At 71.2% G+C, this 23,125-nt stretch carries 26 protein-coding genes; 13 read left to right on the top strand and 13 right to left on the bottom strand.

Features of this window, described 5'->3' with window-relative positions; all coding sequences use genetic code 11:
• Positions 1–81: 81 nt before the first annotated feature.
• The 3 genes from metK to dapB all read right to left on the bottom strand — a co-directional run bounded on the left by metK (position 82) and on the right by dapB (position 2,701).
• Entirely contained in the window at positions 82–1,269 is a 1,188-nt protein-coding gene (gene metK / locus AC2D9U_RS17495; RefSeq protein WP_484751439.1) for a methionine adenosyltransferase, read from the bottom strand.
• Between the two features lie 104 nt (positions 1,270–1,373).
• Positions 1,374–1,925, bottom strand: coding sequence for a DUF7002 family protein (locus tag AC2D9U_RS17490; protein ID WP_484751438.1), 552 nt, complete (start codon positions 1,923–1,925; stop codon positions 1,374–1,376).
• The gene (gene dapB, locus AC2D9U_RS17485; RefSeq protein ID WP_484751436.1) at positions 1,925–2,701 is read right to left on the bottom strand and encodes a 4-hydroxy-tetrahydrodipicolinate reductase; all 777 of its coding nucleotides are present in this window, start codon (positions 2,699–2,701) and stop codon (positions 1,925–1,927) included. Before dapB ends, AC2D9U_RS17490 begins: the two co-directional genes overlap by 1 nt.
• Before the next feature lie 69 nt (positions 2,702–2,770).
• Between dapB and AC2D9U_RS17480 the strand changes: the two genes are divergently transcribed.
• Positions 2,771–3,784, top strand: coding sequence for a glycosyltransferase (locus tag AC2D9U_RS17480; protein ID WP_484751434.1), 1,014 nt, complete (start codon positions 2,771–2,773; stop codon positions 3,782–3,784).
• Here AC2D9U_RS17480 and AC2D9U_RS17475 read toward each other — a convergent pair.
• From AC2D9U_RS17475 to murJ, 4 genes are all read right to left on the bottom strand, one after another.
• The gene (locus AC2D9U_RS17475; protein WP_484751433.1) at positions 3,760–4,503 is read right to left on the bottom strand and encodes a GDSL-type esterase/lipase family protein; all 744 of its coding nucleotides are present in this window, start codon (positions 4,501–4,503) and stop codon (positions 3,760–3,762) included. The two genes, AC2D9U_RS17480 and AC2D9U_RS17475, sit on opposite strands and share 25 nt — an antisense overlap.
• Position 4,504: 1 nt before the next feature.
• A complete protein-coding gene (locus tag AC2D9U_RS17470; protein ID WP_484751431.1) occupies positions 4,505–5,176 on the bottom strand; it encodes an ABC transporter permease in 672 nt (223 codons plus the stop codon).
• Positions 5,173–5,847 carry an SGNH/GDSL hydrolase family protein gene (locus tag AC2D9U_RS17465; protein ID WP_484751429.1) on the bottom strand — a complete coding sequence of 225 codons (675 nt, stop codon included), beginning with the start codon at positions 5,845–5,847 and terminating at the stop codon, positions 5,173–5,175. Before AC2D9U_RS17465 ends, AC2D9U_RS17470 begins: the two co-directional genes overlap by 4 nt.
• 95 nt (positions 5,848–5,942) lie before the next feature.
• The gene (murJ, locus tag AC2D9U_RS17460; RefSeq protein WP_484751427.1) at positions 5,943–7,487 is read right to left on the bottom strand and encodes a murein biosynthesis integral membrane protein MurJ; all 1,545 of its coding nucleotides are present in this window, start codon (positions 7,485–7,487) and stop codon (positions 5,943–5,945) included.
• A 130-nt stretch (positions 7,488–7,617) separates the two neighbouring features.
• Here murJ and AC2D9U_RS17455 point away from each other — a divergent pair, with 130 nt between their 5' ends.
• On the top strand, positions 7,618–8,181 hold the full coding sequence (locus AC2D9U_RS17455) for a nucleotide exchange factor GrpE (protein WP_484751425.1): 564 nt from the start codon (positions 7,618–7,620) through the stop codon (positions 8,179–8,181).
• A 204-nt stretch (positions 8,182–8,385) separates the two neighbouring features.
• Here AC2D9U_RS17455 and AC2D9U_RS17450 read toward each other — a convergent pair whose 3' ends face one another.
• The 3 genes from AC2D9U_RS17450 to AC2D9U_RS17440 are packed head-to-tail and all read right to left on the bottom strand — an operon-like array spanning position 8,386 to position 11,120.
• Complete coding sequence (locus AC2D9U_RS17450; RefSeq protein ID WP_484751422.1) at positions 8,386–9,273, bottom strand: prephenate/arogenate dehydrogenase family protein; 888 nt, start codon at positions 9,271–9,273, stop codon at positions 8,386–8,388.
• Positions 9,266–10,351, bottom strand: coding sequence for a histidinol-phosphate transaminase (hisC, locus tag AC2D9U_RS17445; protein WP_484751420.1), 1,086 nt, complete (start codon positions 10,349–10,351; stop codon positions 9,266–9,268). Before hisC ends, AC2D9U_RS17450 begins: the two co-directional genes overlap by 8 nt.
• Before the next feature lie 16 nt (positions 10,352–10,367).
• Positions 10,368–11,120 (bottom strand): chorismate mutase, encoded by a 753-nt coding sequence (locus tag AC2D9U_RS17440; RefSeq protein WP_484751418.1) that lies wholly within the window; start codon positions 11,118–11,120, stop codon positions 10,368–10,370.
• 104 nt (positions 11,121–11,224) lie between these two features.
• On the opposite strand from AC2D9U_RS17440, the gene metX reads away from it, so the two are divergent.
• Entirely contained in the window at positions 11,225–12,376 is a 1,152-nt protein-coding gene (gene metX / locus AC2D9U_RS17435; RefSeq protein WP_484751416.1) for a homoserine O-acetyltransferase MetX, read from the top strand.
• Positions 12,377–12,474: 98 nt separating this feature from the next.
• Positions 12,475–13,074, top strand: coding sequence for a methionine biosynthesis protein MetW (gene metW, locus AC2D9U_RS17430; RefSeq protein WP_484751687.1), 600 nt, complete (start codon positions 12,475–12,477; stop codon positions 13,072–13,074).
• Between the two features lie 11 nt (positions 13,075–13,085).
• Here metW and AC2D9U_RS17425 read toward each other — a convergent pair whose 3' ends face one another.
• Positions 13,086–13,286, bottom strand: a complete 201-nt coding sequence (locus AC2D9U_RS17425) for a hypothetical protein (protein ID WP_484751414.1) — start codon at positions 13,284–13,286, stop codon at positions 13,086–13,088.
• A 253-nt stretch (positions 13,287–13,539) separates the two neighbouring features.
• Here AC2D9U_RS17425 and phbB point away from each other — a divergent pair, with 253 nt between their 5' ends.
• On the top strand, positions 13,540–14,262 hold the full coding sequence (phbB, locus tag AC2D9U_RS17420) for an acetoacetyl-CoA reductase (protein ID WP_484751412.1): 723 nt from the start codon (positions 13,540–13,542) through the stop codon (positions 14,260–14,262).
• Positions 14,263–14,386: 124 nt separating this feature from the next.
• Positions 14,387–15,028, top strand: a complete 642-nt coding sequence (locus AC2D9U_RS17415; RefSeq protein WP_484751408.1) for a YciI family protein — start codon at positions 14,387–14,389, stop codon at positions 15,026–15,028.
• Here the strand turns inward: AC2D9U_RS17415 and AC2D9U_RS17410 are convergent.
• Together AC2D9U_RS17410 and AC2D9U_RS17405 are read right to left on the bottom strand one after the other, a co-directional pair.
• A complete protein-coding gene (locus AC2D9U_RS17410) occupies positions 15,004–16,494 on the bottom strand; it encodes an amidohydrolase family protein (RefSeq protein ID WP_484751406.1) in 1,491 nt (496 codons plus the stop codon). The genes AC2D9U_RS17415 and AC2D9U_RS17410 overlap by 25 nt on opposite strands.
• A 2-nt stretch (positions 16,495–16,496) precedes the next feature.
• Positions 16,497–17,540: an ABC transporter substrate-binding protein gene (locus AC2D9U_RS17405; RefSeq protein WP_484751404.1), complete on the bottom strand. Its 1,044-nt coding sequence runs from the start codon at positions 17,538–17,540 to the stop codon at positions 16,497–16,499.
• A gap of 122 nt (positions 17,541–17,662) precedes the next feature.
• On the opposite strand from AC2D9U_RS17405, the gene hisB reads away from it, so the two are divergent.
• From hisB to AC2D9U_RS17370, 7 genes are all read left to right on the top strand, one after another.
• On the top strand, positions 17,663–18,295 hold the full coding sequence (gene hisB / locus AC2D9U_RS17400) for an imidazoleglycerol-phosphate dehydratase HisB (RefSeq protein WP_484751402.1): 633 nt from the start codon (positions 17,663–17,665) through the stop codon (positions 18,293–18,295).
• Complete coding sequence (locus AC2D9U_RS17395; RefSeq protein ID WP_484751400.1) at positions 18,296–18,691, top strand: DUF2628 domain-containing protein; 396 nt, start codon at positions 18,296–18,298, stop codon at positions 18,689–18,691.
• Positions 18,691–19,344: an imidazole glycerol phosphate synthase subunit HisH gene (gene hisH, locus AC2D9U_RS17390; protein ID WP_484751686.1), complete on the top strand. Its 654-nt coding sequence runs from the start codon at positions 18,691–18,693 to the stop codon at positions 19,342–19,344. The genes AC2D9U_RS17395 and hisH overlap by 1 nt, the downstream gene beginning before the upstream one ends.
• The gene (locus AC2D9U_RS17385) at positions 19,341–19,919 is read left to right on the top strand and encodes a GNAT family N-acetyltransferase (RefSeq protein WP_484751399.1); all 579 of its coding nucleotides are present in this window, start codon (positions 19,341–19,343) and stop codon (positions 19,917–19,919) included. Before hisH ends, AC2D9U_RS17385 begins: the two co-directional genes overlap by 4 nt.
• Complete coding sequence (hisA, locus tag AC2D9U_RS17380) at positions 19,916–20,644, top strand: 1-(5-phosphoribosyl)-5-[(5-phosphoribosylamino)methylideneamino]imidazole-4-carboxamide isomerase (protein WP_484751397.1); 729 nt, start codon at positions 19,916–19,918, stop codon at positions 20,642–20,644. The genes AC2D9U_RS17385 and hisA overlap by 4 nt, the downstream gene beginning before the upstream one ends.
• 139 nt (positions 20,645–20,783) lie before the next feature.
• Entirely contained in the window at positions 20,784–21,881 is a 1,098-nt protein-coding gene (locus AC2D9U_RS17375) for a family 8 glycosyl hydrolase (RefSeq protein WP_484751395.1), read from the top strand.
• Positions 21,878–23,068 carry a type 2 periplasmic-binding domain-containing protein gene (locus AC2D9U_RS17370; protein ID WP_484751393.1) on the top strand — a complete coding sequence of 397 codons (1,191 nt, stop codon included), beginning with the start codon at positions 21,878–21,880 and terminating at the stop codon, positions 23,066–23,068. Before AC2D9U_RS17375 ends, AC2D9U_RS17370 begins: the two co-directional genes overlap by 4 nt.
• Positions 23,069–23,125: the final 57 nt, after the last annotated feature.

Raw genomic sequence — 23,125 nt, 5'->3', positions numbered from 1 at the left:
ACAGGCCCTCAGCCTGGCCGGGTGCGACCGCGCGTCGGCGCGAAAGCCAAGCGCGCGGAGCGCGTGCCCGGCGTCTGAGGGCTAACGACCAAAGGCGCGGCGGATCTCATCGGCGAGGTCCGTCCGCTCCCAGGTGAAGGTGCCCTTCTCGGCATCCGGGGTGCGGCCGAAATGGCCGTAGGCGGAGGTCACCGCATAGATCGGGCGGTTCAGGTGCAGGTGCTCGCGGATGCCGCGCGGCGAGAGGTTCACCAGCCCGTCCATCACCTTGGCGAGCTTGGTCTCGTCCACGTCCTTGCCCGTGCCGTGCAGGTCGAAATAGACCGAGAGCGGCTTGGAGACGCCGATCGCGTAGCTGACCTGGATCGTGCACTTGTCGGCCAGGCCCGAGGCGACGACGTTCTTCGCCACGTAGCGCGCGGCATAGGCGGCGGAACGGTCGACCTTGGTCGGGTCCTTGCCGCTGAAGGCACCGCCGCCATGCGGTGCGGCGCCGCCATAGGTGTCGACGATGATCTTGCGCCCGGTCAGGCCGCAATCGCCATCGGGGCCGCCGATCACGAACTTGCCCGTCGGGTTCACGTAGAACTCGTTGTCGGGGCACATCCAGCCCTTCGGCAGGCTGGTCTCGACGATCGGGCGCAGCAGGCGCTTGATCTCGGCCTGCTCCAGGCCCTCGACATGCTGGGTCGAGACGACGACCGAGGTCGCCCCCACCGGCTTGCCGTCCACATAGCGCAGCGTGACCTGCGACTTGGCGTCGGGCAGCAGCCCGGCCACGCCGACATCGCCCGCGCGGCGCATCTCGGAGATGCGGCGCAGGATCAGGTGCGCGTAGTAGAGCGGCGCGGGCATCAGCTCGGGCGTCTCGCGGCAGGCATAGCCGAACATGATGCCCTGGTCGCCGGCGCCTTCATCCTTGTTGCCGGCGGCATCCACGCCCTGCGCGATATGCGCGGACTGGGCATGCAGGTGGCAGGCGATGTCGGCGTTCTGCCAATGGAAGCCATCCTGCTCATAGCCGATGTCGTGGATCGCCATGCGCGTGAGGTGCATGAGCAGTTCAGGCGTCACGCTGCCGGGGCCGCGCGTCTCGCCCGCGAGCACCACGCGGTTCGTCGTCACCAGCGTCTCGCAGGCAACGCGGGAATAGGGATCGGCCGAAAGATAGGCATCGAGCACGGTGTCGGAAATGCGGTCAGCCACCTTGTCGGGATGGCCCTCGGAGACGCTCTCCGACGTGAACAGATACTCGCCCGTATCGCGCATGGCGTGGTTCGGCCTCTTGTCGCGGAGGGCCGGTTTGCCCCGGCCTGGCTTTGCTGCCCCGGCGGATCCGGGACGGGGGCGTATTGCAGCGCCGTATGGCGAGGTCAAGGCAGAGGGCTGAAGGCCAGCCCCGGGGGGATACCGCCCGGTATCGCCACCTCGCATGGCGCCGTGCCTGTCCAGCCTGCCAGCGGCAGGTAGTCGGCCGGTCCGCGCAGCCGCCGCTTCTCTGCCGGCGCGCGATCGATGTAGCCGTTGTTGAAACGGCAGCCGAGCAAATCGCAGCCCGATTGCTCAAGCGCAGCGCGGTCCCAGGCGATGACCACCTGGTCGCGTCCCGATTCCGCCTTGGCGAAGTTGCGGGCCTTGGCCTCAGTCACGAACAGGAAAACCATGCCGTTGAGGAATTCGCGCCAGCCAGCAGGTGTGAGGCCCGGCACCAGCCGGCTCGCGAGCGCGTGGTCACGCATGCCTTGCCGCCGCAGGCTCGCCAGCTTTCGCCCATCAAGCATCAGGTCCACCCAGTGATCGCGGTTTGCCCGCAAGTCTCGTTGCGCCAGCGCTGCCAGCTTCGACGCTGGCAGCAGCCCGAGCCGCGCGATCCCCGGCAGGGCCTCGCGGTCAGTGGCGTGAAACAGGCGGGTGAAGCGCGCCATCATCGCATGCCCAGTACATCCATCATGTCATAAAGCCCCGCTGGCCGGCCGCGCAGCCAGGCCGCCGCGCGGACCGCGCCGGTGGCATAGGCGCGGCGGTCGAAGCTGCGATGGGTCAGCGCGATGTGTTCGGTGGCGCCCGCGAAAAGCAGCGTGTGTTCGCCCACCACCTGCCCACCGCGCAGGGCGGCGAAGCCGATGGTGCCGGTGCCGCGCGGCCCGGTGTGGCCGTCGCGGCCGCTCTCGATGCCGGCCTCCTCCATGGTCTGCCCCCGCCCCCGCGCCACCGCCCGGCCGAGCGCGATGGCGGTGCCCGAGGGCGCGTCCACCTTCTGCCGGTGGTGCATCTCGACGATCTCGGCGTCGTAGCCGGCGCCGGGCAGGGCGGCGGCGAGCCGCTCGGCGATGGCCAGCACGATGTTCACCCCGGGCGCGAAATTCGCCGCGAAGACGATGGCGCTGTGCCGCGCGGCCTCACCCACCGCCGCCTCCTGCGCTGCCGAAAGGCCGGAGGAGCCCAGCACCAGCGGCACGCCGGTGCGGGCCGAGAGCCCGGCATGGGCGGCGGCGTTGGCGGCATGGGTGAAGTCGATCACCACCTCGCTGGCGGCGAAGAGCGCGGCGGCATCGGGCAGCACGGGCACGCCGGGCGGGCCTTGCCGGGTCGAGCCCGGGCGCAGCGTGCCGCCGGCCAGCGCGAAGCCGGCGGCGCGGGTCTCCTCCACCAGCAACTGGCCCATGCGCCCGGCGATGCCGGCGATACTGATACGGAGCATGGCGCGACCCTTTCCCGAGCGACCTCGCCCTGCCTTCGCGCCGCGGGCCAGAGGCGTCAAGCTGTGGCCATGCGACTCGCTTTGGTGATGAGCCACGCCGACCGGCGGATGGAAGGTGCGCGCCGGGAGCTGCATTGGCTGGCGGCGCTGGCCGCGCGCGGCGTCGCCGTGCGGCTGTTTCGCATCCATCGCGATGATGTGAGCGAGGATGTCGATCTTCTCGAGGGCCGCGTGCCCGCCAGCTTCCGTCCGGCCGACGACGCTTCCCTGCCGCACATGGCACGCACCTCGGCCGCGCTGGCGGCGGCGATCCGCGACTTCGCGCCGGACCTGCTGCTGATGAAGGGGCTGGGCTATGCGCTGAACGCCTTCCTGGTCTCGGCGCTGGGCTGCCCGCATGGGGTGATCGCCGGGGGGCTGACGCGCGACCCGGTCGTGGCGGGGGCCTGCGTGGCGCTGGCCGAGCACCAGGGCCAGGTCGAGGGCGATTTCGCCGCCCAGCACGCCGCCGGGCGCTGCCTGATCCTGCCCAAATACTTCGACCCGGCCCTGGTGGGTGAGGGCCCGCCCACCGCGCCCGACTTCCCCATCGTCAATGTCGGCAGCTTCGCCGATGCCCGGAAGAACCAGGTGGCGCTGCTGCCCTTCACCAAGCGCCATCGCGTGCTGTTCCTGGGCGGCGGCCCGCTGCTGGAGCAGGTGCGCGCCCAGGCCGCGCCGCGCGCACGCTTCGCCGGGGCACGGCGGCCGGAGGATGTCTACACCTGGCTGCGCCGCTCGCGCCTGATGGTGCATCCCGCGCTGCAGGAGGGCCTGCCGCGCGCCATCGTCGAAGCCATGGCCTGTGGCCTGCCCGTCGTGGCCTACGCCCATGTCATCCCGGCCGGAGTCCGCCATGGCGAGACCGGGCTGCTGGTGACGCCCGAGACGCTGGTGCCGGAGGTCGAGGCGCTGCTCGCCGATGCGCCGCGCCTCACGGCCATGGCCCAGGCGGCGCGCGCCGATGCCTTCGCCCATCATGGCCCGGCCGCGATCGAGCGCGCCGCCGAGGCCTTCCTTCAGTTGTTCCCCAGCACCGCCTGAACGGTCGGCGCGATGGCCGCGCCCAGGATGGCGTAGCCCACCATGGTCAGGTGCAGGCGGTCGAAGGCCACCTGGTCCGAGAGCCGGCCATCGGCCGAGACCATCAGCCCGCCCACATCCTGGTAGATCGTCGCCCTGCCATCGGCGCAGCGCTGGATCAGCTGGTTCACCCGCTGGTTCACCTGGCGCACCGGGTCGGTCGCATCCGCACCCCGCGGCAGCAGGCCGAGCAGCAGGATCCGCGTGCCCGGCGATCGGCCATGGATGAAGCGGATGATCTCCGCGATGCCCAGCGCGATGTCCTCGGGCGTGCCGCCGGCCTGGGCGTTGTTCGTGCCGATCAGCAGCACCACCAGCGCCGGGCGCATAGTGCCCCATTGCCCCGCCTGCAGCCGCCAGAGCAGCCCTTGGGTGAAATCACCCGAGACGCCGAGGTTGAGCGCGCGCCGATGCCCGAAGAACTGGGCGAACATCGTGGGCTCCCAGGCCTGGGTCAGGGAATCGCCCAGGAAAACGAGGTTCGCGGCATTGCGGTTCACCCGGGCGAGCTGCTGGTCGAGCTGCGCCACGCGCCCGCGCCAATCGGGAATGTCGAGGTTCTCCGCCCGTGCCTCCCGCGGCGCGGGGTTGCGCGGCGGTATGGCGGGGCAGCCGGGCGCGGCCAGGGCCGGCCCGGCCAGGGCGGCGGCCAGCAGGCCAAGCAGCAGGGGCCGGCGCATGTCAGCGCCCCGGCGGGGCGATGGTATCCGTGGAGCGGAACAGCTGCGCCGTGCCATTCGGGGCGATCATCCACACGCTCACCAACTGCCCGGCCTCGAGCCGCCCGAGGTCGATCGGGCCGACGCGCGCGCCCGCGCAGCTGGCGCGCACCCGTGCGGCAGCGGGGGCGACGGTGCGCGCGCGCATCGCCGCCGGCGCCACATCGGCCAGCACACTCTGCCCCCCCGGGTCGAGCGAGAGGGTGGAAGGCCCGCATTCGGTGGTGGCGTTGTAGAAGGTCAGCCGCGCCCGCAGCTGGTTGAACTCGGTCGCGTCGCGGATGACGCGCGCGACAAGCTGGTTGCCCTCGCGCAGCAGCAGCAGGGTGGAGAAGCCGTTGGGCGTGAGCTCGAAGCGCAGCCGCGTGCTCTGCCCCGCCACCGTCACCGTGGTTTCGAGCGTCTTGCCCGCCACATCCTCGATGACATGGAAGGGGGTGACGCGCGCCGCGCCCTCGGTGCCGAGGTTGCGCGGCAGGTCGAAATCGCTGCGGAAGGCGGCCGGCTCGGCCAGGGTGTTGACGTAGCGCAGCAGGCCCCAGCCATCGGGCAGGCGCTGCTCATAGAGCATGGGCGCCTGCGCCCGGGCGGCGAGCGGCGCCAGCAGCAGCAGCGCGAGGAGGATGGCCCTCATCGGCGCGGCAACTGCGCCTGGACCTGCCGGATCACCGGCGAGACCACGATCTGCTGCGAAAGGGCGGCGCCCCAGCGCTGGTAGCCGGGCAGGGTGTGGTGCTGGCCATCGAAGGTCGGCCACTCACCCTGGCGGGACATCGCCGTGCTGTCGATGAACTGGCAGGGCGCGACCTGGGTCGAGAGATAGTCCGCCGCCTCCCGCACCCGGGCGAAGGTCTTGAAATAGGGCCCGCCCTCGGTGCCCCAGCTCGGGCCGACCCAGATGCACGGCATGTTGTTCGCCTGCAGGCGCAGCGTGAGGCTGCGCACCTGCTCGGTGATCCAGCTGCGCGGCAATTCGCGCTGGTGGTAGCCCGCCATCGGGTCGCCGATGCCCACGATCACCGCGTTCGGGCGATGCTCGCGGATCAGCTCGTCGATCGACCAGGACCGCGCCTGGGGCGAGCGGTCGATGCGCGGCGCGGCATTGCCCACGCGGATCGCCGTGCCGCAGCTCACCGGCCGGGGCGAAACCCAGGCGCCGGCTGCGACGCCGCAGGCGCCATAGGTGATGACCCGTGCCCCCTGGCGCGCCAGGTTGTCGTGCAGCGTCGTGATCAGGTAGCCCTGGGTGACGAAGTGGCTGTCGCCGATGACGAGCAGGGTGAGGCCAGCAAGCGCGGCGGACATGGCAACTCCATCGGGCGCGGGGGGATCGCGGGGCTTCGGAACATACCCCGCGAGCCTTTCGGGTCAACAGCGTGCACCGCCACAGCGCTGTGAGGTCAGCTTGTGCCGCGCCGGCGCACAAGCCGTGCGACCTCCCGCAGATCGAGCCCGCCCGTGAGCTGGGCCATGCCGAAATAGCTGGCCAGCCCCGCCGCCACCAGCAGCGCCAGCCCACCGAAGCGCGCCAGCGTGCCGCTGAGCGGGAAAAGCACCGCCGCGATCCCGGCGAGCACCAGGCCCATAAGCGCCGCCGCGAGCAGCAGCCGTGGCACGGCGCGCCGCAACCGCCGGTCCAGCACCAGCCGCCGCCGGCGCATCAGGAGCCAGCCCAGCGCCGCCACATTCACCCAGGCCGCCAGCGCCGTGGCCAGCGCGATGCCGACATGCGCCAGCAGCGGCGTCAGCAGCAGGTTCAGGCCGAGGTTCAGCGCCACGATCACCAGCCCCACCTTCACGGGGGTCGCCGTATCCCCGCGGGCGAAAAATCCCGGGGTGAGCGCCTTCACAAGCACGAAGGCGGGCAGGCCGAGCGCATAGGCCATCAGCGCGGCGGCGGTGGCGGCGGTGGCGGCGCTGTCGAAGGCGCCGCGTTCGAACAGCGTGGCGATGATCGGCCCCGCCAGCACCGCCATGGCCACCGCCGCCGGCAAGGCCAGGGCAAAGGACAGTTCCATCGCCCGGTTCTGGCTGCGGTGCGCGGCGAGCGGCTTGCCGGTGCGCAACTGCCTTGCGAGCAGGGGCAGCAGCGCCGTGCCCACCGCCGCGCCGATCACGCCCAGCGGCAGCTGCGCGATGCGGTCGGCATAGTAGAGGAAGCTCACCGCGCCGGCCGGCAGCAGCGAGGCGATGACGACATCGATGGCGAGGTTGAGCTGCGTCACCCCCGCGCCCAGCAGCCCCGGCAGCATCCGCCGCAGCACGCCCATCACGTCGGGGCCGAAGCGCGGGCGCGAGAGCGGGTTGATCGCCATGCCCGCCCGCCGCACCACGAAAAGCAGCATCGCCAGCTGCGCCACGCCCGAGGCCAGCACGCCCCAGGCCAGGGCGTGGCCGGGCGTCGCCACGAAGGGGGTCAGGCCGAGCAGGGCAGCCATCGAGATCACGTTGAACAGCACCGGCGCCGCGGCCGCCGCCGCGAAGCGGTCCATGCCGTTCAGCACGCCCGAGACCAGCGCGGCGAGGCAGATGAACAACAGATAGGGGAAGGTGATGCGGGTGAGCTCGACGGCCAGCGGAAAGCGCACCGCCTCTCCCACGAAGCCCGGCGCCAGCACGAAGAGCAATTGCGGCATGAAGACGATGCCGAGGATGACCAGGGCCGAGAGCCAGAGGCTCATGATTCCGGCGAGCGCATTGGCCAGCGCGCGGGCCTTGGCCGGGCCCTCCACGGCGTAGCTGCCGGCGAAGGCGGGCACGAAGGCGGCGTTGAAGGCGCCCTCGCCGAACAGGCGGCGGAACAGGTTGGGCAGCTTCAGCGCGACGAAGAAGGCATCCGCCACCGGCCCGGCACCGAGGCGCGAGGCGATCAGCATGTCCCGGGCGAAGCCCAGGATCCGGCTGACCATGGTCCAGCCGCCGACGGTGAAGATGCTGCGCAGCATGTCTCCCGTGTAGTCCGGTTACGGGCCGCGGGGAAACAGGGCCGGGGCAGGGTGCTTGCCGCGGCGCATCCCGGCGCCTAGGTGGGGGCGTCACGACCTGACCCTCACCGTAAAGACCCGATACCCTCCCATGAGCGACAGCACCGAACCCCAGCCCGCCGCTACCCCCGACGCCGAGGCGCAGCCCGCCTCCCCCGCCGAGACCCAGCCCAGCGAGGCCGAGCGGATCGCCAGCCTCGAGGCGGAGCTTGCCGCGATGCGCGACAAATGGCTGCGCGCCGAGGCCGAGATGCAGAACCTGCGCACCCGCACCAAGCGCGAGGCCGAGGAAGCCCGCCTCTACGCCGTGCAGAAATTCGCCAAGGACGTGGTGGAGACGGCCGACAACCTCCGCCGCGGGCTCGACAGCCTGCCCCCCGCGACCGAGGGCGAGCCCGAGCTTCTGGCCAAGCTGCGCGGCGGCTTCGGCGGCGTGGAGCGCGGCTTCGTCGCCATGCTCGAACGCCACGGCATCGCCCGCCAGGACCCGCAAGGCCAGGCCTTCAACCCCGAACTGCATGAGGCGATGGCCGAGCAACCCGCGCCGGAAGGCGTGGAGCCGGGCACGGTAATCCAGGCCTGGACCCCGGCCTGGACCCTGCACGGGCGGCTGCTCAAGCCCGCGATGGTCGTGGTCGCGGGCAAGGCGGGCTGAGGGCGCGCGCTGGAGGGGGCGCTGCCCCCTCCAGACCTCCCCAGCCAGGAGGCTTAGCCTCCTGGACCTCGATTCAAACGCCAAGGGGGAGGGGGGCGAAATGCCCCCCTCCCCCTTGGCGTTGAAAACGAACGGGTTCCAAGGGGCCACTGCCCCTTGGTGGGTGGAGTTTGAGGAGGGCAACGCCCTCCTCAAGGCGCCCGCTCACGCCTGCTTGCGCTCGATGAGCCCCTTGCGGATCTTGCGCCCCCGCCGGATGCGGTCCTCGATGAAGTCGGCCTGGCCCCAGCGCACGGCGCGGCCCAGGGCGTGGGCGTCCTCGGTGAAGCGCGCCAGCATTTCCAGCAGCGCCTCGCGGTTGTTGAGGAACACGTCGCGCCACATGGTCGGGTCGCTCGCCGCGATTCGGGTGAAGTCGCGGAAGCCCGAGGCGGCGAATTTCAGCACGGCCTCCTTCGTCTCCTCCGCCAAATCGTCGGCGGTGGAGCAGATGGTGAAGGCCAGCAGGTGCGGCAGGTGGGAGACGATGGCCACGACCTTGTCATGGGTCGCGGGGTCCATGGTCTCGATCATGCTGCCGCAGCGGCGCCAGAGTTCGCGCACCTTCTCGACGGCGGCGGGGTCGCTGTCCGGCAGCGGGGTGACGATGACGTAGCGGCCCTGGAAAAGCTCGGCGAAGCCGGCATCGGGGCCGGAGTATTCCGTGCCCGCCATCGGATGCGCCGGCACCAGATGCACGCCGGGCGGAACCAGCGGGGCGAGGTCGCGCACCACCGAGCCCTTGGTGGAGCCGACATCGGTGACGATGGCGCCCGGCATCAGATGCGGGGCGATCTGCGCCATCACGCCGGCATAGGCGCCGACGGGGACGCAGAAGATCACCGCGTCGCAGCCTTGCACGGCCTTGGCGGCATCTTCCTCGATCACATCGGCGATGCCGAGTTCGCGCACGCGATCCAGCGTCGCGCCGGTGCGGGCATGCGCCACCACGGTGCGCGCGATGTCGCCGCGCGCCTGCGCGACGCGCGCGAGGGAGGAGCCGATCAGCCCGATGCCGAGCAGGCAGACCCGGTTGAAGAGAACCTCACCCACGCGAACAGAAATCCGTCAGCGCGTCGATCACCATCTGGCATTCCTCGGCGGCGCCGATGGTGATGCGCAGGCAATGGCCGAGGCCATAGCCGCCCATCGCGCGCACGATCAGCCCGCGTGCGCGCAGATGCGCGTCGGCGGCCTTGGCGCGCGCGGCATCGCCGAAATCCACCAGCAGGAAATTGCCCTCGCTCGGCCAGACCTTCAGGCCCGCGGTGGTCAGCGCCGCGGCCATGCGGCCGCGCCACTCATTGTTGTGCGCGACCGACTTCTCGATCCAGCCCGGCTCGGCCAGGGCGGCGATGCCGGCCTGCATGGCGGCGGCGTTGACGTTGAAGGGCCCGCGCACGCGGCCCAGCACGTCGATGATCGCCGGCGGCGCGTAGCACCAGCCCAGCCGCATGCCCCCGAGGCCATAGATCTTCGAGAAGGTGCGCGTCATCACGACGTTGTCGTTGGCGTCCACCATGCCCTGGCCGGGGTCGTAATCAGGCTGCGTCACGTATTCGGCATAGGCGCTGTCGAGCACCAGCAGCACGTCCGGCCGAAGCCCGGCGCGCAGGCGCTTCATCTCGGATTGCGGCAGGATCGAGCCGGTGGGGTTGTTCGGGTTCGCCAGGAACATCAGCCGCGTGCGCGGGCCGACGGCGGCGAGCAGCCCATCCACATCGGCGGTCAGGTTGCGCTCGGGCACCTTGATCACCTGGCAGCCGGCCCAGCGGCCGGTCAGGTCGTACATCATGAAGCCATGGGCGGACATGACGATCTCGGTGCCCTCGCCGCCATAGGCGAGGATCAGCATCATCAGCAGCTCGTCCGAGCCATTGCCGCAGACGATGCGCGCGGGGTCGAGGCCGAAGCGCGCGCCGATCGCCTCGCGCAGCTTCGTCGCGCCGCCATCGGGGTAGCGATGCGCCTCCTTGGCCGCCTCCATCATCGCGGCGATGGCGCCGGGCGGCGGGCCGAAGGCGCCCTCATTGGAGGAGAGCTTGATGATCCGGTTCACGCCCGGGATTTTCGACTCGCCCCCGACATAGGGCTCGACCGAGAGGATGGAGGGGCGCGGCATCACGGTCATGGCAGGGATTCCGTGTTCAGGCGGGAAGGGGAAGGGCGAAGGCGCCGAGCGGCGTGCCGAGGTCGTGGCGGTCCGTGTGGAAGCCCGGGATCTCGGCGAGGGCGAGGTCGCCCGCGACGATCAGCGTGGTGGGGCTGAGGCCGGCCGCCTGAAGCGCGGCGGCCGCACCTTCGGCCGGCAGGCGCAGCAGCGTGGCGTCGTCGCCGGAGGGGTCGGGCGGGGTGGGGGAGAGCAGCGCGACGGGGGCGGAGGCCGGGCCGAAGAAGGGCAGGCGCGCGGTGATGAAGGCCTGGGCGGGATCGAGCGTGGTCCACCATCGGCCGGCCGCGGCATCGGGCCAGGGCAGGGCGCCGAGCGCGCTGCGCCCCGCCGCCATCGCCGCCAGCACGCCAGGCGCATCGGCCACCGGCGTGAACGGGGAGGCGAGGCCGAAATGGTGGCGCAGCACCTCCAACCCCGGCCCGTCCAACGCCGAAGCCACGCCCAGCGGGGCCTGCATGGCGGTGGTCGCGGCCAGCAGTTCCCGCCAGAGGCGGAACAGCGCCGCGCGCGGCAGCGCACCTTCATGGCGGCCGAGCAGGCGGCGCAGGATCACCGCCTCCCGGCCCGGCCGCAGCGCCGGACCCTGGCCCTTGGCGCGGCTGGCCGCGAGGCGCGCCACCACATCGGCGCGGCGCATCAACAGGTCGTGCATGGCATCGTCCAGCCGGTCGATCTCGGCACGCAGCGCGTGGATGTCGGCGGTGGTGGGCAGGGTGCTGTCGGGCATGGGAAGCGCTGCATAGACGCGCCCGCGCCCCCCGCCAAGCGAGGCGCGGTTGCCCCCGCCCTCCGCCCCGCCTATTTCTTGCCCATGCCAGCCCCCCAAGCCGCATGACCAACGCCCTCGCGCCGCTGCCACGGGTCGCGCATCAGCGCGCGGTCTTCCCTGATGGCCTCGCCTTGGACAGCGGCGCGGTGCTCGCGCCGCTGGCGGTCGCCTATCGCACCTATGGCACGCTGAACGCCGCGCGCAGCAATGCCGTGCTGATCTGCCACGCCCTGACCGGCGACCAGTATGTGGCCGAGCCGCACCCCGTGACCGGCAAGCCCGGCTGGTGGGAGGCCGTGGTCGGCCCCGGCCGGGCGGTGGATACCAACCGCTATTTCGTGATCTGCGCCAATGTGCTGGGCGGCTGCATGGGGTCTTCCGGCCCGCCCGAGCCGATGAGCGATGCCACCGGCCAGGATCTCGGGCGTCCCTGGGGCACGGATTTCCCCTCCATCACCATCCGCGACATGGTCCGTGCCCAGAAGCGGCTGGTGGAGCATCTGGGCATCGCGCGGCTGCTCGCCGTGGTCGGCGGCTCGATGGGCGGGATGCAGGTGCTGGAATGGGCTGCGACCTACCCCGAGATGGTCGCCGCCGCCGCCCCCATCGCCTGCGCGACGCATCACTCGGCGCAGAACATCGCCTTCCATGAGGTCGGCCGTGCCGCCATCCATGGCGACCCGGCCTGGAAGGGCGGGCGCTACTGGGAGGATGGCGGCATCCCCGAGAAGGGTCTCTCGGTGGCGCGCATGGTGGCGCACATCACCTACCTGTCCGAGGCCGCGCTGGGCCGGAAATTCGGCCGCAAGCTGCGCGGCGCCTCGGCGCTGACCTTCCTGGAAGACGTGTTCGAGGTGGAGAGCTACCTGCGTCACCAGGGCAGCACCTTCGTGCGCCGCTTCGACGCCAATTCCTACCTGACCATCACGCGGGCGATGGATTACTTCGATCTCGCGGCCGAGCATGGCGACGTGGCCAGCGCCTTCCGCGGCACGGCCACGCGCTTCCTGGTGGCCTCCTTCAGCTCGGACTGGCTCTTCCCCACCGAGGAAAGCCGCGCCCTTGTGCGCGCGCTGAACGCGGCGGCGGCGAATGTCTCCTTCGTCGAGATCGCGACCGACAAGGGGCATGACGCCTTCCTGCTGGATGAGCCGGTCTTCCACCGCGCGCTCGGCGGCTTCCTGCGCGGTGCGGCGGAACGGCTGGGCGTGTAGCGCCCTTGGCCGGTCCCGCGTAAACTCCCTTCGCCACAGTCACAGGACAGCAGCAGGTGCCGGACGCCGCGGGCGAGGTTCGCTTCGTCGCCAAGAACATGCGCCTCGACCTCCGCCTGATCGCGGAGATGATCGAGCCCGGCGCGCGCGTGCTCGATATCGGTTGCGGCGACGGTGCGCTGATCGAGCATCTGACGCGCGTGAAGCGCGCCGATGCGCGCGGCATCGAGATCGACATGGCCGAGGCGACCGAGGCCGTGGCCGCCGGCCTGCCCGTGATCCATGGCGACGCCGACAGCGACCTCGCCTTCTATCCCGATGGCGCCTTCGACTATGTGGTGCTCAGCCGCACGCTGCAGGCGGTGGAACGCCCACGCGAGGTGCTGCGCCAGATGCTGCGCATCGGCCGCCATGCGGTGGTGAGCTTCCCGAATTTCGGCCATTGGCAGTTGCGCTGGCGGCTGCTGCTGGAAGGGCGGATGCCCGACACCGATACCTGGGACCGCCCCTGGTATGAGACGCCCAATATCCACCCCTGCACGATCCGCGACTTCTTCGCGCTCTGCACCATGGAGAATTACGTGGTGGAGCGCTGGCTTGCGGTGGACGACAAGGGGCTGCGTTCACCCTGGAAGCGTTCGCCCTGGCTGGCGAACCTGTTCGGCGAGCAGGCGCTGTTCCTGCTGCGCCGCAAGTAGCGCCCGCGCGCTCAGTTCAGCCGGGCGGCCGCGGCGGCGCGCTCCAGCGCCGTGGTGCCAGCTGGCAGCAGGGAAGCCGCGAGCGCGGCATGGCGCGCCGCGCCCTCGGCGCCCAGGCGACGGCACTCGGCCTCGACATAGGCCAGCATCAATTGGATGGCGATCCGATCCTCGTCAGAGACATCCGGCGCGGGGGGCGGGCGGTGCTTCATGGCAGGGGCGCGTACTTCAACAAGGGTGAGGGGGGTAGCCAGCGGTCTGCCCGCCCTGGTTGCGCTATCAGCGGGCCGGACAACCATACGCTCCCACACATTCACGCCGCCGTGAAGAGGAAAGCCGTTCAATTTCAACTCTACCTCCGGTTGTGTCCTGGCGGCCACGCGCATGGTTTGCGCTTCTGCCCTCTTGGCGCGACAATGGGGGGCGACCCGGGCAGAACCTGCGTCGTCTTCAGGGAGAGCAATCATGGCACGTGTGGCACTGGTGACGGGTGGGCAGCGTGGGATCGGCGCCGCGATCAGCGAGGCGCTGCAGGCGGCGGGGCGCAAGGTCGTGGCCTCCTATGCCGGCAATGACGCCGCCGCCGCCGCCTTCACCGAGCGCACGGGCATCCCCTGCTACAAATTCGACGTCGGCGATTTCGAGGCCAGCCTGGCCGCCGTGGCGAAGATCGAGGCGGAAGTCGGCCCGGTCGAGATCCTGGTGAACAATGCGGGCATCACGCGCGACGCGATGATGCGCAAGCTGACGCGCCAGATGTGGGACGACGTGATCGATACCAACCTCGGCAGCTGCTACAACATGTGCAAGGCCGTCTGGGACGGCATGGGCGCCCGCAAATTCGGCCGCATCGTCAATATCGGCAGCGTGAACGGCCAGGCCGGCCAGCTCGGCCAGGTGAACTATGCCGCCGCGAAGTCGGGCATCCACGGCTTCACCAAGGCGCTGGCGCAGGAAGGCGCGCGCAACTCCATCACCGTGAACGCCATCGCGCCCGGCTATGTGGATACCGAGATGGTGCGCGCGGTGCCGGCCGACGTGCTCGAGAAGATCATCGCCCGCATCCCGCGCGGCCGGCTCGGCACGGCGCAGGACATCGCCCGGGGCGTTGCCTTCCTCACCGCCGATGAGGCCGATTTCATCACCGGCTCGACGCTGTCCATCAACGGCGGGCAGCACATGTATTAGCCCTCAGACGGCGGGCGCGCGCTCCGCGCGCTTGCCTTCGCGCCGACGCGCTGTTGCGCCGGCGCTCAGGTTTCTCTGCGCGCGGGGCCGCCAAAGCGGCCCTGCCGGGTTGTGAGGGCAGTTCGTGACCCATGTGATTCTCGCCTTCGACGGGACGGATGAAGGCGCGCCGGCCCGGCGCGCCGCATCCATGGCGGCGCATGTGGCGCATATCGGCGCTTCGGCGGCGGCGGGGCAGTTGCTGCTTGGCCTGCCGCTGCATGACGAGGAAGGGCGCAGCCGCGGCTCGCTGATGTTCGTCGCCGGGGATGCGGCGGCGCGCGACGCCTATCTCGCGGCCGAGCCCTTCGCGCGGCAGGGCGTGTGGCAGCGCATCGAGACGCATGGCTTCCGCATCGCGCCCTTGCCCTATCGCCCCTGGCCGCCGGCTGATTCGCCCGGCCCCACGGCGCGCACCCACAGCATCGTGATCGCCTGGGACGGCACGGATGAGGCGGCGCTCGACCGCCGCCTCGCCGCGCGCGCCGCGCATTTCGACCGGGTGCGCCCCCTGGCGGCGGACGGCACGCTGCTGATGGGCGGCGCCATCCTGTCGCCTGAGGGGCGCATGGTCGGCTCCATCGCCATCACCAGCCACCAGAGCCATGATTCGGTGCGCGATTGGCTGGCGGCGGATCCCTATGTCACCGGCGATGTCTGGCGCGACATCACCCTCTACGCGACCCGCCTGCGCCCGCTGCCCTACGCGCCGCTGCCGCGGGACTGAGCGTCCGCGACCCGGCGATTGGCCTCGAGCAGCGCCGGGATGGCCGGCGCCTGGCGCGGCACAAGCTGCGCGTAGTCGCGCTCGACCTTTTCCATCACCTCGGCGAGTTCGGCGCGGAAGGCGGCCTCATCGACCGTGGTGAGGCGCCCCTCGCGCAGCACGATGCGTCCATCGACGATCACCGTCCGCACGCCGCGCCCCGTCTCGGCGAACACCAATTGTCGCGTGGCACTCGCGAAGGGCTGCCAGGCGAGATCCTCGAGATCGATCAGCACGAGGTCCGCCTTCATCCCGACCGCGATGGCGCCGATCTGCCCGGCGAGGCCCACCGCCTGCGCGCCCCCGGTCGTTGCCGCCGCCACCGCATCCGCGGCCAGCACGCCGGCGGGGTTGGGATCCTGCCCGGCGGCCAGCAGGCACATCAGCTTCATCGCCTGGAACAGGTTCTGGCAGTCGGAGCAGGAATTGTTGTCGCAGCCGAGCGCCAGGCGCACGCCCTCCGCCTTGAAACGCGCGACGGGGGCGACGCCGTTCTTGAGCTTGAGATTGGCGAGCGGGTTGTGCACCACCCCCGCCCCCGCGCGCGCCACCTGCGCGATCTCGGCCTCGTTGATGTAGACGGCATGCGCCAGCGTGGTGCGCGGCGTCAGCAGCCCGACCTCCGCCATGTGCGCGATCATCGACCCGCCGGGGTAGATCCGCCGCGCCTTGGCGAGCTGCGCGCGCGTCTCATACACATGGGTGAACACCGGCAGGCCGTGATCCTGCGAGAGCGCTGCGATGCCCTCCAGCAGCGCGGTGGAGGATCTTTGCGGGCCGGAGGGACTCAGCGCCCAATGCAGCCGCGGCGGCAGCGGCGTGAGGCGCTTAAGCTGCGCGGCCACGAAAGCGAGGTCGGCGGCCGGATCACCCGGCTTGCCGCCGACGATGGCGGCAATCTCGGGCGGGATCTCCGGCAGGAAGGGCGCGATGTCGAGGTCCGGCAGATCCCGCAGCGCGATCGAGAACACCACGCGGATGCCAAGCTCCGCATAGGCGCCAAGGATGACATCCAGCGTCTCCTCATCCTGCGGCACCAGGGAGTTCATGTCCTGGATGGTGGTGATGCCGCAGCGCAGCGCCTCCATCGCGCCGAGCAGCGTGCGCGCGCGCAACTCCGCACGCGACCGCCTGCCCCAATAGGCGGGCTGCGAATGCAGCGCCCAGAGGTCGAAGGGCATGTCCTCGAACCGGCCCTTCAGCAGCGTGTCGTAGGAGTGGTAATGCGCGCTGACGAGGCCCGGAATCAGCAGCCTGCCGGTGCCGTCGAGGATCTCGGCATCCGGCGCGGCGTCCAGCGCCGGGCCGATGGCGGTGATGCGATCGCCCTCCAGCCGCACATCGGCGATCGGGGGGCGATGGATGTCGCCCCCCGGCAGCAGCACGCATGCGCCGCGGATCAGCAGCGGCCGCGGCTTCGGGGTCATGCTCAGGCGGCGCGCGCCGTGAGGGTGCGCTCGGCGAGAGGCGGCAGGAAGTCACGCGAGAAGACCTCGCTGGTCGCGGGCGTGCGGGGCAGGCCGAACACCTCCACCACCTGCGCGATGGCACGGCCCAGCCGCGCATCGTCGAGATCGCCCGCGCCGAGGCGCACGCCTTCCTCGGTCGCGATGATGGTGCGGAAGGCGAATTCGATCCGCCGCGCCTCGAGGTCGAGGTTGAAGGTCGGGTCCACGCGCTGCATCGCCTGCACGCCCACGGTGGGGTTGCGCCCGCATTCGAGCATCGCGCGGTTGATGGCGGCGACCATGCCGCGCACCTGCTGCGGCCGGTCGCGGATCAGGCGCGGGGAGACCATGACGCCGTTCGAGTAGATGTCGATGCCGTGGTCGGCGAACAGGAAGAAGCGGTAGTCGCGGTCCGGGTTCTGGTTCAGCGCCAGCAGGTTGATGTAGGCGGTCACGGTGAACACCGCGCCTACCTCGAAGCCGTCGCGCATCAGCATCGGCTCCTGCATCGCGGGGGCGATGTTCATCACCTCGTTGCGCGCCATGTCGAGGTTGTTCAGCCGCGCGAAGAGCGGGATCAGGCGCAGCGCGGGCGAGCCGGGCGAGCCGCCGATCTTGCGGCCCTGCAGGTCCTGGATGGTGCGAATGCCCGAGGAGTTCTTCACCAGCAGCGCGAAGGGCGCCTTGTTGTAGATCTGGTAGACCATCACCGGCGCCTCGCCCGGCCGGGCGGATGCCTGCTGGATGATCGCATTCATGTCGCCGAAGCCCGCATCATAGGCATTGCCCATGATCCGCGTGATGGTGTTCGCCGAGCCGTCGCCCTGGTCGATCGTCACATCCAGCCCGGCCTCGCGGAACCAGCCACGCTCGCGCGCCAGGTAGTACCAGGCATGGATGCCCTGGAAGCGCCAATCGAGGGTGAAGCGGACCGGCGTCAGCGCCTGCGCGAGGGCAGGCGCGGCCAGGGGAGCGCCAAGCAGCGCCGGCGTGGCGGCAAGCAGGGTGCGGCGGGAAAGACGCATGGGCGGAGCCTTCGGCTGGGGGGGAGATGAGCAATGTGCAATGGCTCAGCAATTTCCGGGCCATGTGCCCCGGGCGCGCCAACCCCCTCGCCAAGCCCAGCCTCGCAGCGTAGGAAGGCGCCATGGAAGCGACCCCCACCCCGGCAGGAATCGAGGCGCCGCGCCGCGTGGCGAGCCTCGCGCGCAGCACCTCGGAAACCGCCATCCGCCTGAGCCTCGACCTCGACGGCAGCGGCCGGTCCGAGATCTCGACCGGCATCGGCTTCCTCGACCACATGCTGACCGCCTTCGCCCGGCATGGGCTGTTCGACCTGGAAGTCGCGGCCGAGGGCGATTTGCACATCGATTTCCATCACACGACCGAGGATGTCGGCATCGTGCTCGGCCAGGCGCTGCGCGCCGCACTCGGCGACAAGCGCGGCATCCGCCGCTTCGGCCAGTGCCTGCTGCCGATGGACGAGGCCCTGGCCGAGGCCGCGATCGACATTTCCGGCCGGCCCTTCCTGGCCTGGTCCGTGCCCTTCGCGCGGCCCAAGATCGGCGAGTTCGACACCGAACTGGTGGAGGAGTTCTTCCGCGCCTTCGCCTTCAATGCGGGCATCACGCTGCATGTCACGCTCAAGGCCGGCACCAATGCGCATCATGTCGCGGAGGCCTGCTTCAAGGCCGTCACCCGCGCGCTGCGCATGGCCGTGGAACCCGACCCGCGCGCGGCGGGGCATATCCCCTCCACCAAGGGCATGCTGGAGGGCTGAATGCGTCTCTACACGGTCCATGCCCCCGCGCCGCGGCCCGCCTCGGTGCCGAGCACCCATGCCGGCCCGGCCGCCCCGCCCGTGCTGCTGGCCGAGGGATTCTGCCTGTTCGCCTTCCTCTTCGGGCCGTTCTGGTTCCTGTGGAATCGCCTGTGGCGGGAAGCCGCGATCCTGATCGCGCTCAGCCTTCTCGCCGCCCTGTTCCTGCCCGCGGCGGTGGATGGCGTGGCGCTGCTCGCGCTCCATCTGCTGGCCGGCTTCGAGGCGCGGGACCGGCTGCGCGCGCGCCTCGCCCGGCGCGGCCTGGCGCTGCAGGGCGTGGTGGTTGCGCCGAACCTCGACTTCGCCTGGTTCCGTCTGGCCGAGGCCCGGCCCGATCTGGTGCGCGGATCATGATGCGGATTGCCATCGTCGATCCCGGCTCGGGCAACCTTGCCTCGGTGCAGCGCGCCCTGACCCGTGTCGCGGCCGAGCAGGGCATTGCCGCGGACATCCACCTCACCGGGGACGCCGCCGAGGCCGCCGCCGCGGATCGCATCGTCCTGCCCGGCCAGGGCGCCTTCGCCGCCTGCCGGCGGGGGCTCGACGCCATGCCCGGCATGGTCGCGGCGCTGAACGACTTCGTCCTGGTGCGCAGGAAGCCCTTCCTGGGCATCTGCGTCGGCATGCAGCTGATGGCCGAGCGCGGCCTCGAACACGGCGTCACGCCGGGGCTGGGCTGGATCCGGGGCGAGATCGCGCCGATGGACCCCCGTGACGCCGCCGGCGCGCCGCTGCCCTTGCCGCAGATGGGCTGGAACGGGCTGGTGCTCGACCAGCCCACCCATCCGCTGCTGGCCGGCATCGCGCCGGGCAGCCACGCCTATTTCGTGCATTCCTTCGCCCTGGCCGGCGGCGACCCGGCCGAGTTGCTGGCCAGCACGGCCTATGGCGGCGTGGTGCCGGCCATCGTCGGGCGCGGCAATTTCGCCGGCACGCAGTTCCACGTCGAGAAGAGCAGCCTGGTGGGCCTGCGCATCCTCGCCAATTTCCTGCGCTGGACGCCATGACCGTGAGCCGCACCCATGGCCATGGCATGAGCGTCGAGATCGCCTCCGAACTCGACGACAACGACATCGCCGATCTCTGCGAGGCCACCAACGCCGCGATCATCGAGGGCGGCGGTTTCGGCTGGGTGCAGAGCCAGGATCGCGCCGTGCTGGCGCGGCATTTCCGCGGCGTGATGCTGGTGCCCGACCGCGCGCTGTTTGTCGCGCGGCTCGACGGCCATGTGGTGGGCAGCGCGCAGCTGGTCCGCCCGCCGCGCAACAACGAGGCGCAGGCCTTCGCCGCCCATCTCACCCACGCCTACATCGCCCCCTATGCGCGCGGCTTCGGCCTGGCGCGCCGGCTGGTGGAGCGTGTCGAGGAACATGCCGCCGCCGCCGGGGTGCGCGTGCTCAACCTCGATGTCCGTGCCACCCAGACCAGCGCCATCGCGCTGTTCGAGGGGCTGGGCTATGTCCGCTGGGGCAGCCACCCCGCCTATGCGCGGGTCGAAGGCCGCACCGTGGAAGGGCATTTCTACTACAAGCTGCTGGAGCCCGGCCGCGGCCGCACCACCGAAAGCCTGATGGGCGCATGACCTTCCAACTGTATCCCGCCATCGACCTCAAGGCCGGCCAGGTCGTGCGCCTCAGGCGCGGCGAGATGGACCAGGCCACGATCTACAGCGACGACCCCGGCGCCCAGGCCGCGCGCTTCGCCGCCCAGGGTTTTTGCTGGGTGCATGTGGTGGATCTGGACGGTGCCTTCGCCGGCAAACCCGCGAACGCAGCGGCGGTGCGCGCCATCATCGGTGCCGTGCCAGGACTGAGCGTGCAATTGGGCGGGGGGATCCGCGACATGGCAACCGCGCAGGCCTGGCTCGAAGCCGGGGTGACCCGCATCATCCTCGGCAGCGCGGCGGTGAAGGACCCGGACTTCGCCCGCGCCGCCTGCCGTGCCTTTCCGGGGCGCGTGGCGCTGGGCATCGATGCGCGCGACGGCTTCGTGGCCACTGAAGGCTGGGCCGAGACCTCCAGCACCACCGCCACCGCCCTGGCGCAGGGCTTCGCCGAGAGCGGCGCGGCGGCGATCATCTACACCGACATCGCTCGCGACGGCATGCTGAGCGGCGTGAACGTCGCCGCCACCGCCGCACTCGCCCGCGCCGTGCCCATCCCGGTCATCGCCTCCGGCGGGCTGGCCTCCACCGACGACATCGTGGCGCTGAAGGCCGAGGGCGTGGTGGCCGGCGCCATCCTGGGCCGCGCGCTCTATGACGGGCGCGTGGACCCCGCCGCAGCTCTGGCGCTGGCGCGCGGATGATCGTTGACAGCCCGGGATGAGAAACGCAGGCTCCGCAATCTGAGGTTGCCGGAGGGCGGTGATGTTTCGTGCTGCGGTCAGCCAGGCGGGGCGTCCGCACTTCCTACATTTGGCGCAGGCTTCCACGCCTGCGCCGCCGGTGGCGGCGCCGCGCCAGTTCCAGGCCGATTGGGTCGCCTTCAAGCGCCGCTACCTCGCCCCTGACGGGCGGGTGATCGACACCGGCAATGGCGGCATCTCCCACAGCGAGGGCCAGTCCTACGGCATGCTGCTCGCCGTCTGGCTGGATGACCGCGAGTCCTTCGAGGCGATGTGGCGCTGGTCCAACCGCCGCCTGCGCCGCCCGCGCGACAGCCTCTATGCCTGGCGCTACGACCCGCATGCGCGGCTGCGCGTGAACGACATGAACAACGCCACGGATGGCGACCTCGTGCTGGCCTGGGCGCTCTATCGCGGCGCGCTGCGCTGGGGCGAGGCCGAGATGGCGGAGGCCGCCTTCGCCATCGCGCGCGACATGCTGACGCTCTGCACCACCACCTATGTGGACCGCCAGGTGCTGCTGCCCGGCGCGGCCGGCTTCCGCCATGCCGACCATGTGGTGCTCAACCCCTCCTATTACGTGTTCAACGCGCTGCGCAGCCTCTCCCGGCTCGTGCCGGATGATCGCTGGGGACAGCTCGAGGAGGGCGGGATCGACATCCTCAACGCCTCGCGCTTCGGCCGCTGGGGCCTGCCGCCGGATTGGGCGGAGGTGCGGCCGAGCGGCGACATCAACCCGGCGCCCCGTTGGCCGCCGCGCTTCTCCTGGGACGCGATCCGCGTGCCGCTCTACCTGGCCTGGGCCGGGCTCGGTCTGCCCACCCTCGGGGCCACGGTGGAGTATTGGCGCTCCAGCTCCCATGCCCGGCGGCCGCCGGCCTGGGTGGATCTGCGCAGCGGTGCCATCGCGCCCTATGCCGGCCATGCCGGGGTGCAGGCGGTGGCGAACCTCGTCGCTTGGCGCACCGGCCAGGCCGGGCCGCCGCCGCACATCCCCGTCACCGCAGCGACCGACTATTATGGCGCCTCGCTGATCCTGCTCGCGGCGCTGGCCGCGCATGACCCGCCCGAGCCGCCCGCGATTCCCGCCGCGGTCGTCGCCCCGCCGCCGCGTGGGGGCATGCTCAGCCGCGCCATGGACTTCATGGGCTTCGGCGGTGAGTCGACGACCCCCACCACCGCAAGGATGGTCCGATGAGGCAGGTCCCGAAGCTGCCCCGGCGCGGCCTGCTGGGTGCCGGCGGGGCGCTCCTCGCGGCGCCGGCGCTGGGCCAGGTCGCCCCGGAGGTGCCGCCCCTGGTGGTGATGGAGGTGACGGGGGCGGGGCTGATGCTGCCGCTGCTGCGCGATTTCGTCGCCGCCAACCCCGCGCTCGCCAGCGACGTCGCGCTGCAGCAGATCAGCGTGGACGACATCGCCCAATCCCTCGCGGATGAGGTGGAGAGCGGCACCTCCGGCGTCGATCTGGTCTTCGCCGGCGATGCCGGCATCCTGGCGGGCATGGTGGCGGAGCTCTGGCTGAACCCGAGCCCCTGGGCGCTGGAGGGCCTGCCGCCGCTCGAGACGCTGGTGACGCCGTCGGCGATGGGACTCTGGCGTGGCTCCGAGGGCCTGGCCGTGCCGATCCTGGCCGGGCCGAACGGGCCGCTGCTGGGGGCGCGCCCCGGCGGGCCGGCCCGGCTGCCGCGCAACCCTGCGGAGTTGCTGGATTGGGCACGGCAGAATCCCGGCCGCTTCCTCTATTGCCGGCCGACCCTGGTGACCAGCGGGCGGCTCTTCGTGCGCGTGCTGCCCCTGCTGCTGGGCGATGCCGACGTGACCCAGCCTGCCACCGGCTGGGAGAAGACCTGGAGCTATCTCGAGGAACTCGGCCGTCACATCGCCTACTACCCGACCAGCATGGTCGCGGCGGCGGCCGAGTTCACCGAGAATGCCTGCGACCTGCTGATGTTGAGCGTGGCGGGCGACCTGGAACTCCGCGCCAGCGGCCTGCTGCCGGAGACGATCGAGGTCGCCACCTTCGAGAACCAGGTCTGGGCTGTCGCGGGCATTTCCGCCGCCATCCCGCGCGACCTGCCCGCGGCGCGGCGCCCGGTGATCCAGGCGCTGTTCCGCCACCTGCTCTCCCCCGCCGTCCAGGCGAAGCTGCTGTTCGGCCGCGGCGCGCGCGCCGAGGACGCCATCCGGCTTGATGTGGAAGGCGCGGCCCAGGGCACGCTGCACGCCGCCTCCCACCGGAGCGGCACGCTGCTCATGCGCCCCCGGGCCGAGTTGCGGGCGCCGATGGCGCAGGCGGCGCTGGTGCCGCCCATCGCCTGGGCAGACGCCGTGGAGGCCGGGCGGATCTGGGATGAGCGCATCGGCAGCACCCATGGCCGGCTTTGATGTGACCAGCCACCGCGCTTGACCGCAGCGCAGCATCGGCGCAATCACGCAGGCCCG

The organism is Roseomonas sp. TF40 (assembly GCF_057219975.1).
The sequence above is the reverse complement of the archived record's forward strand: the minus strand, read 5'-3'. Positions and strand labels throughout refer to the sequence as shown.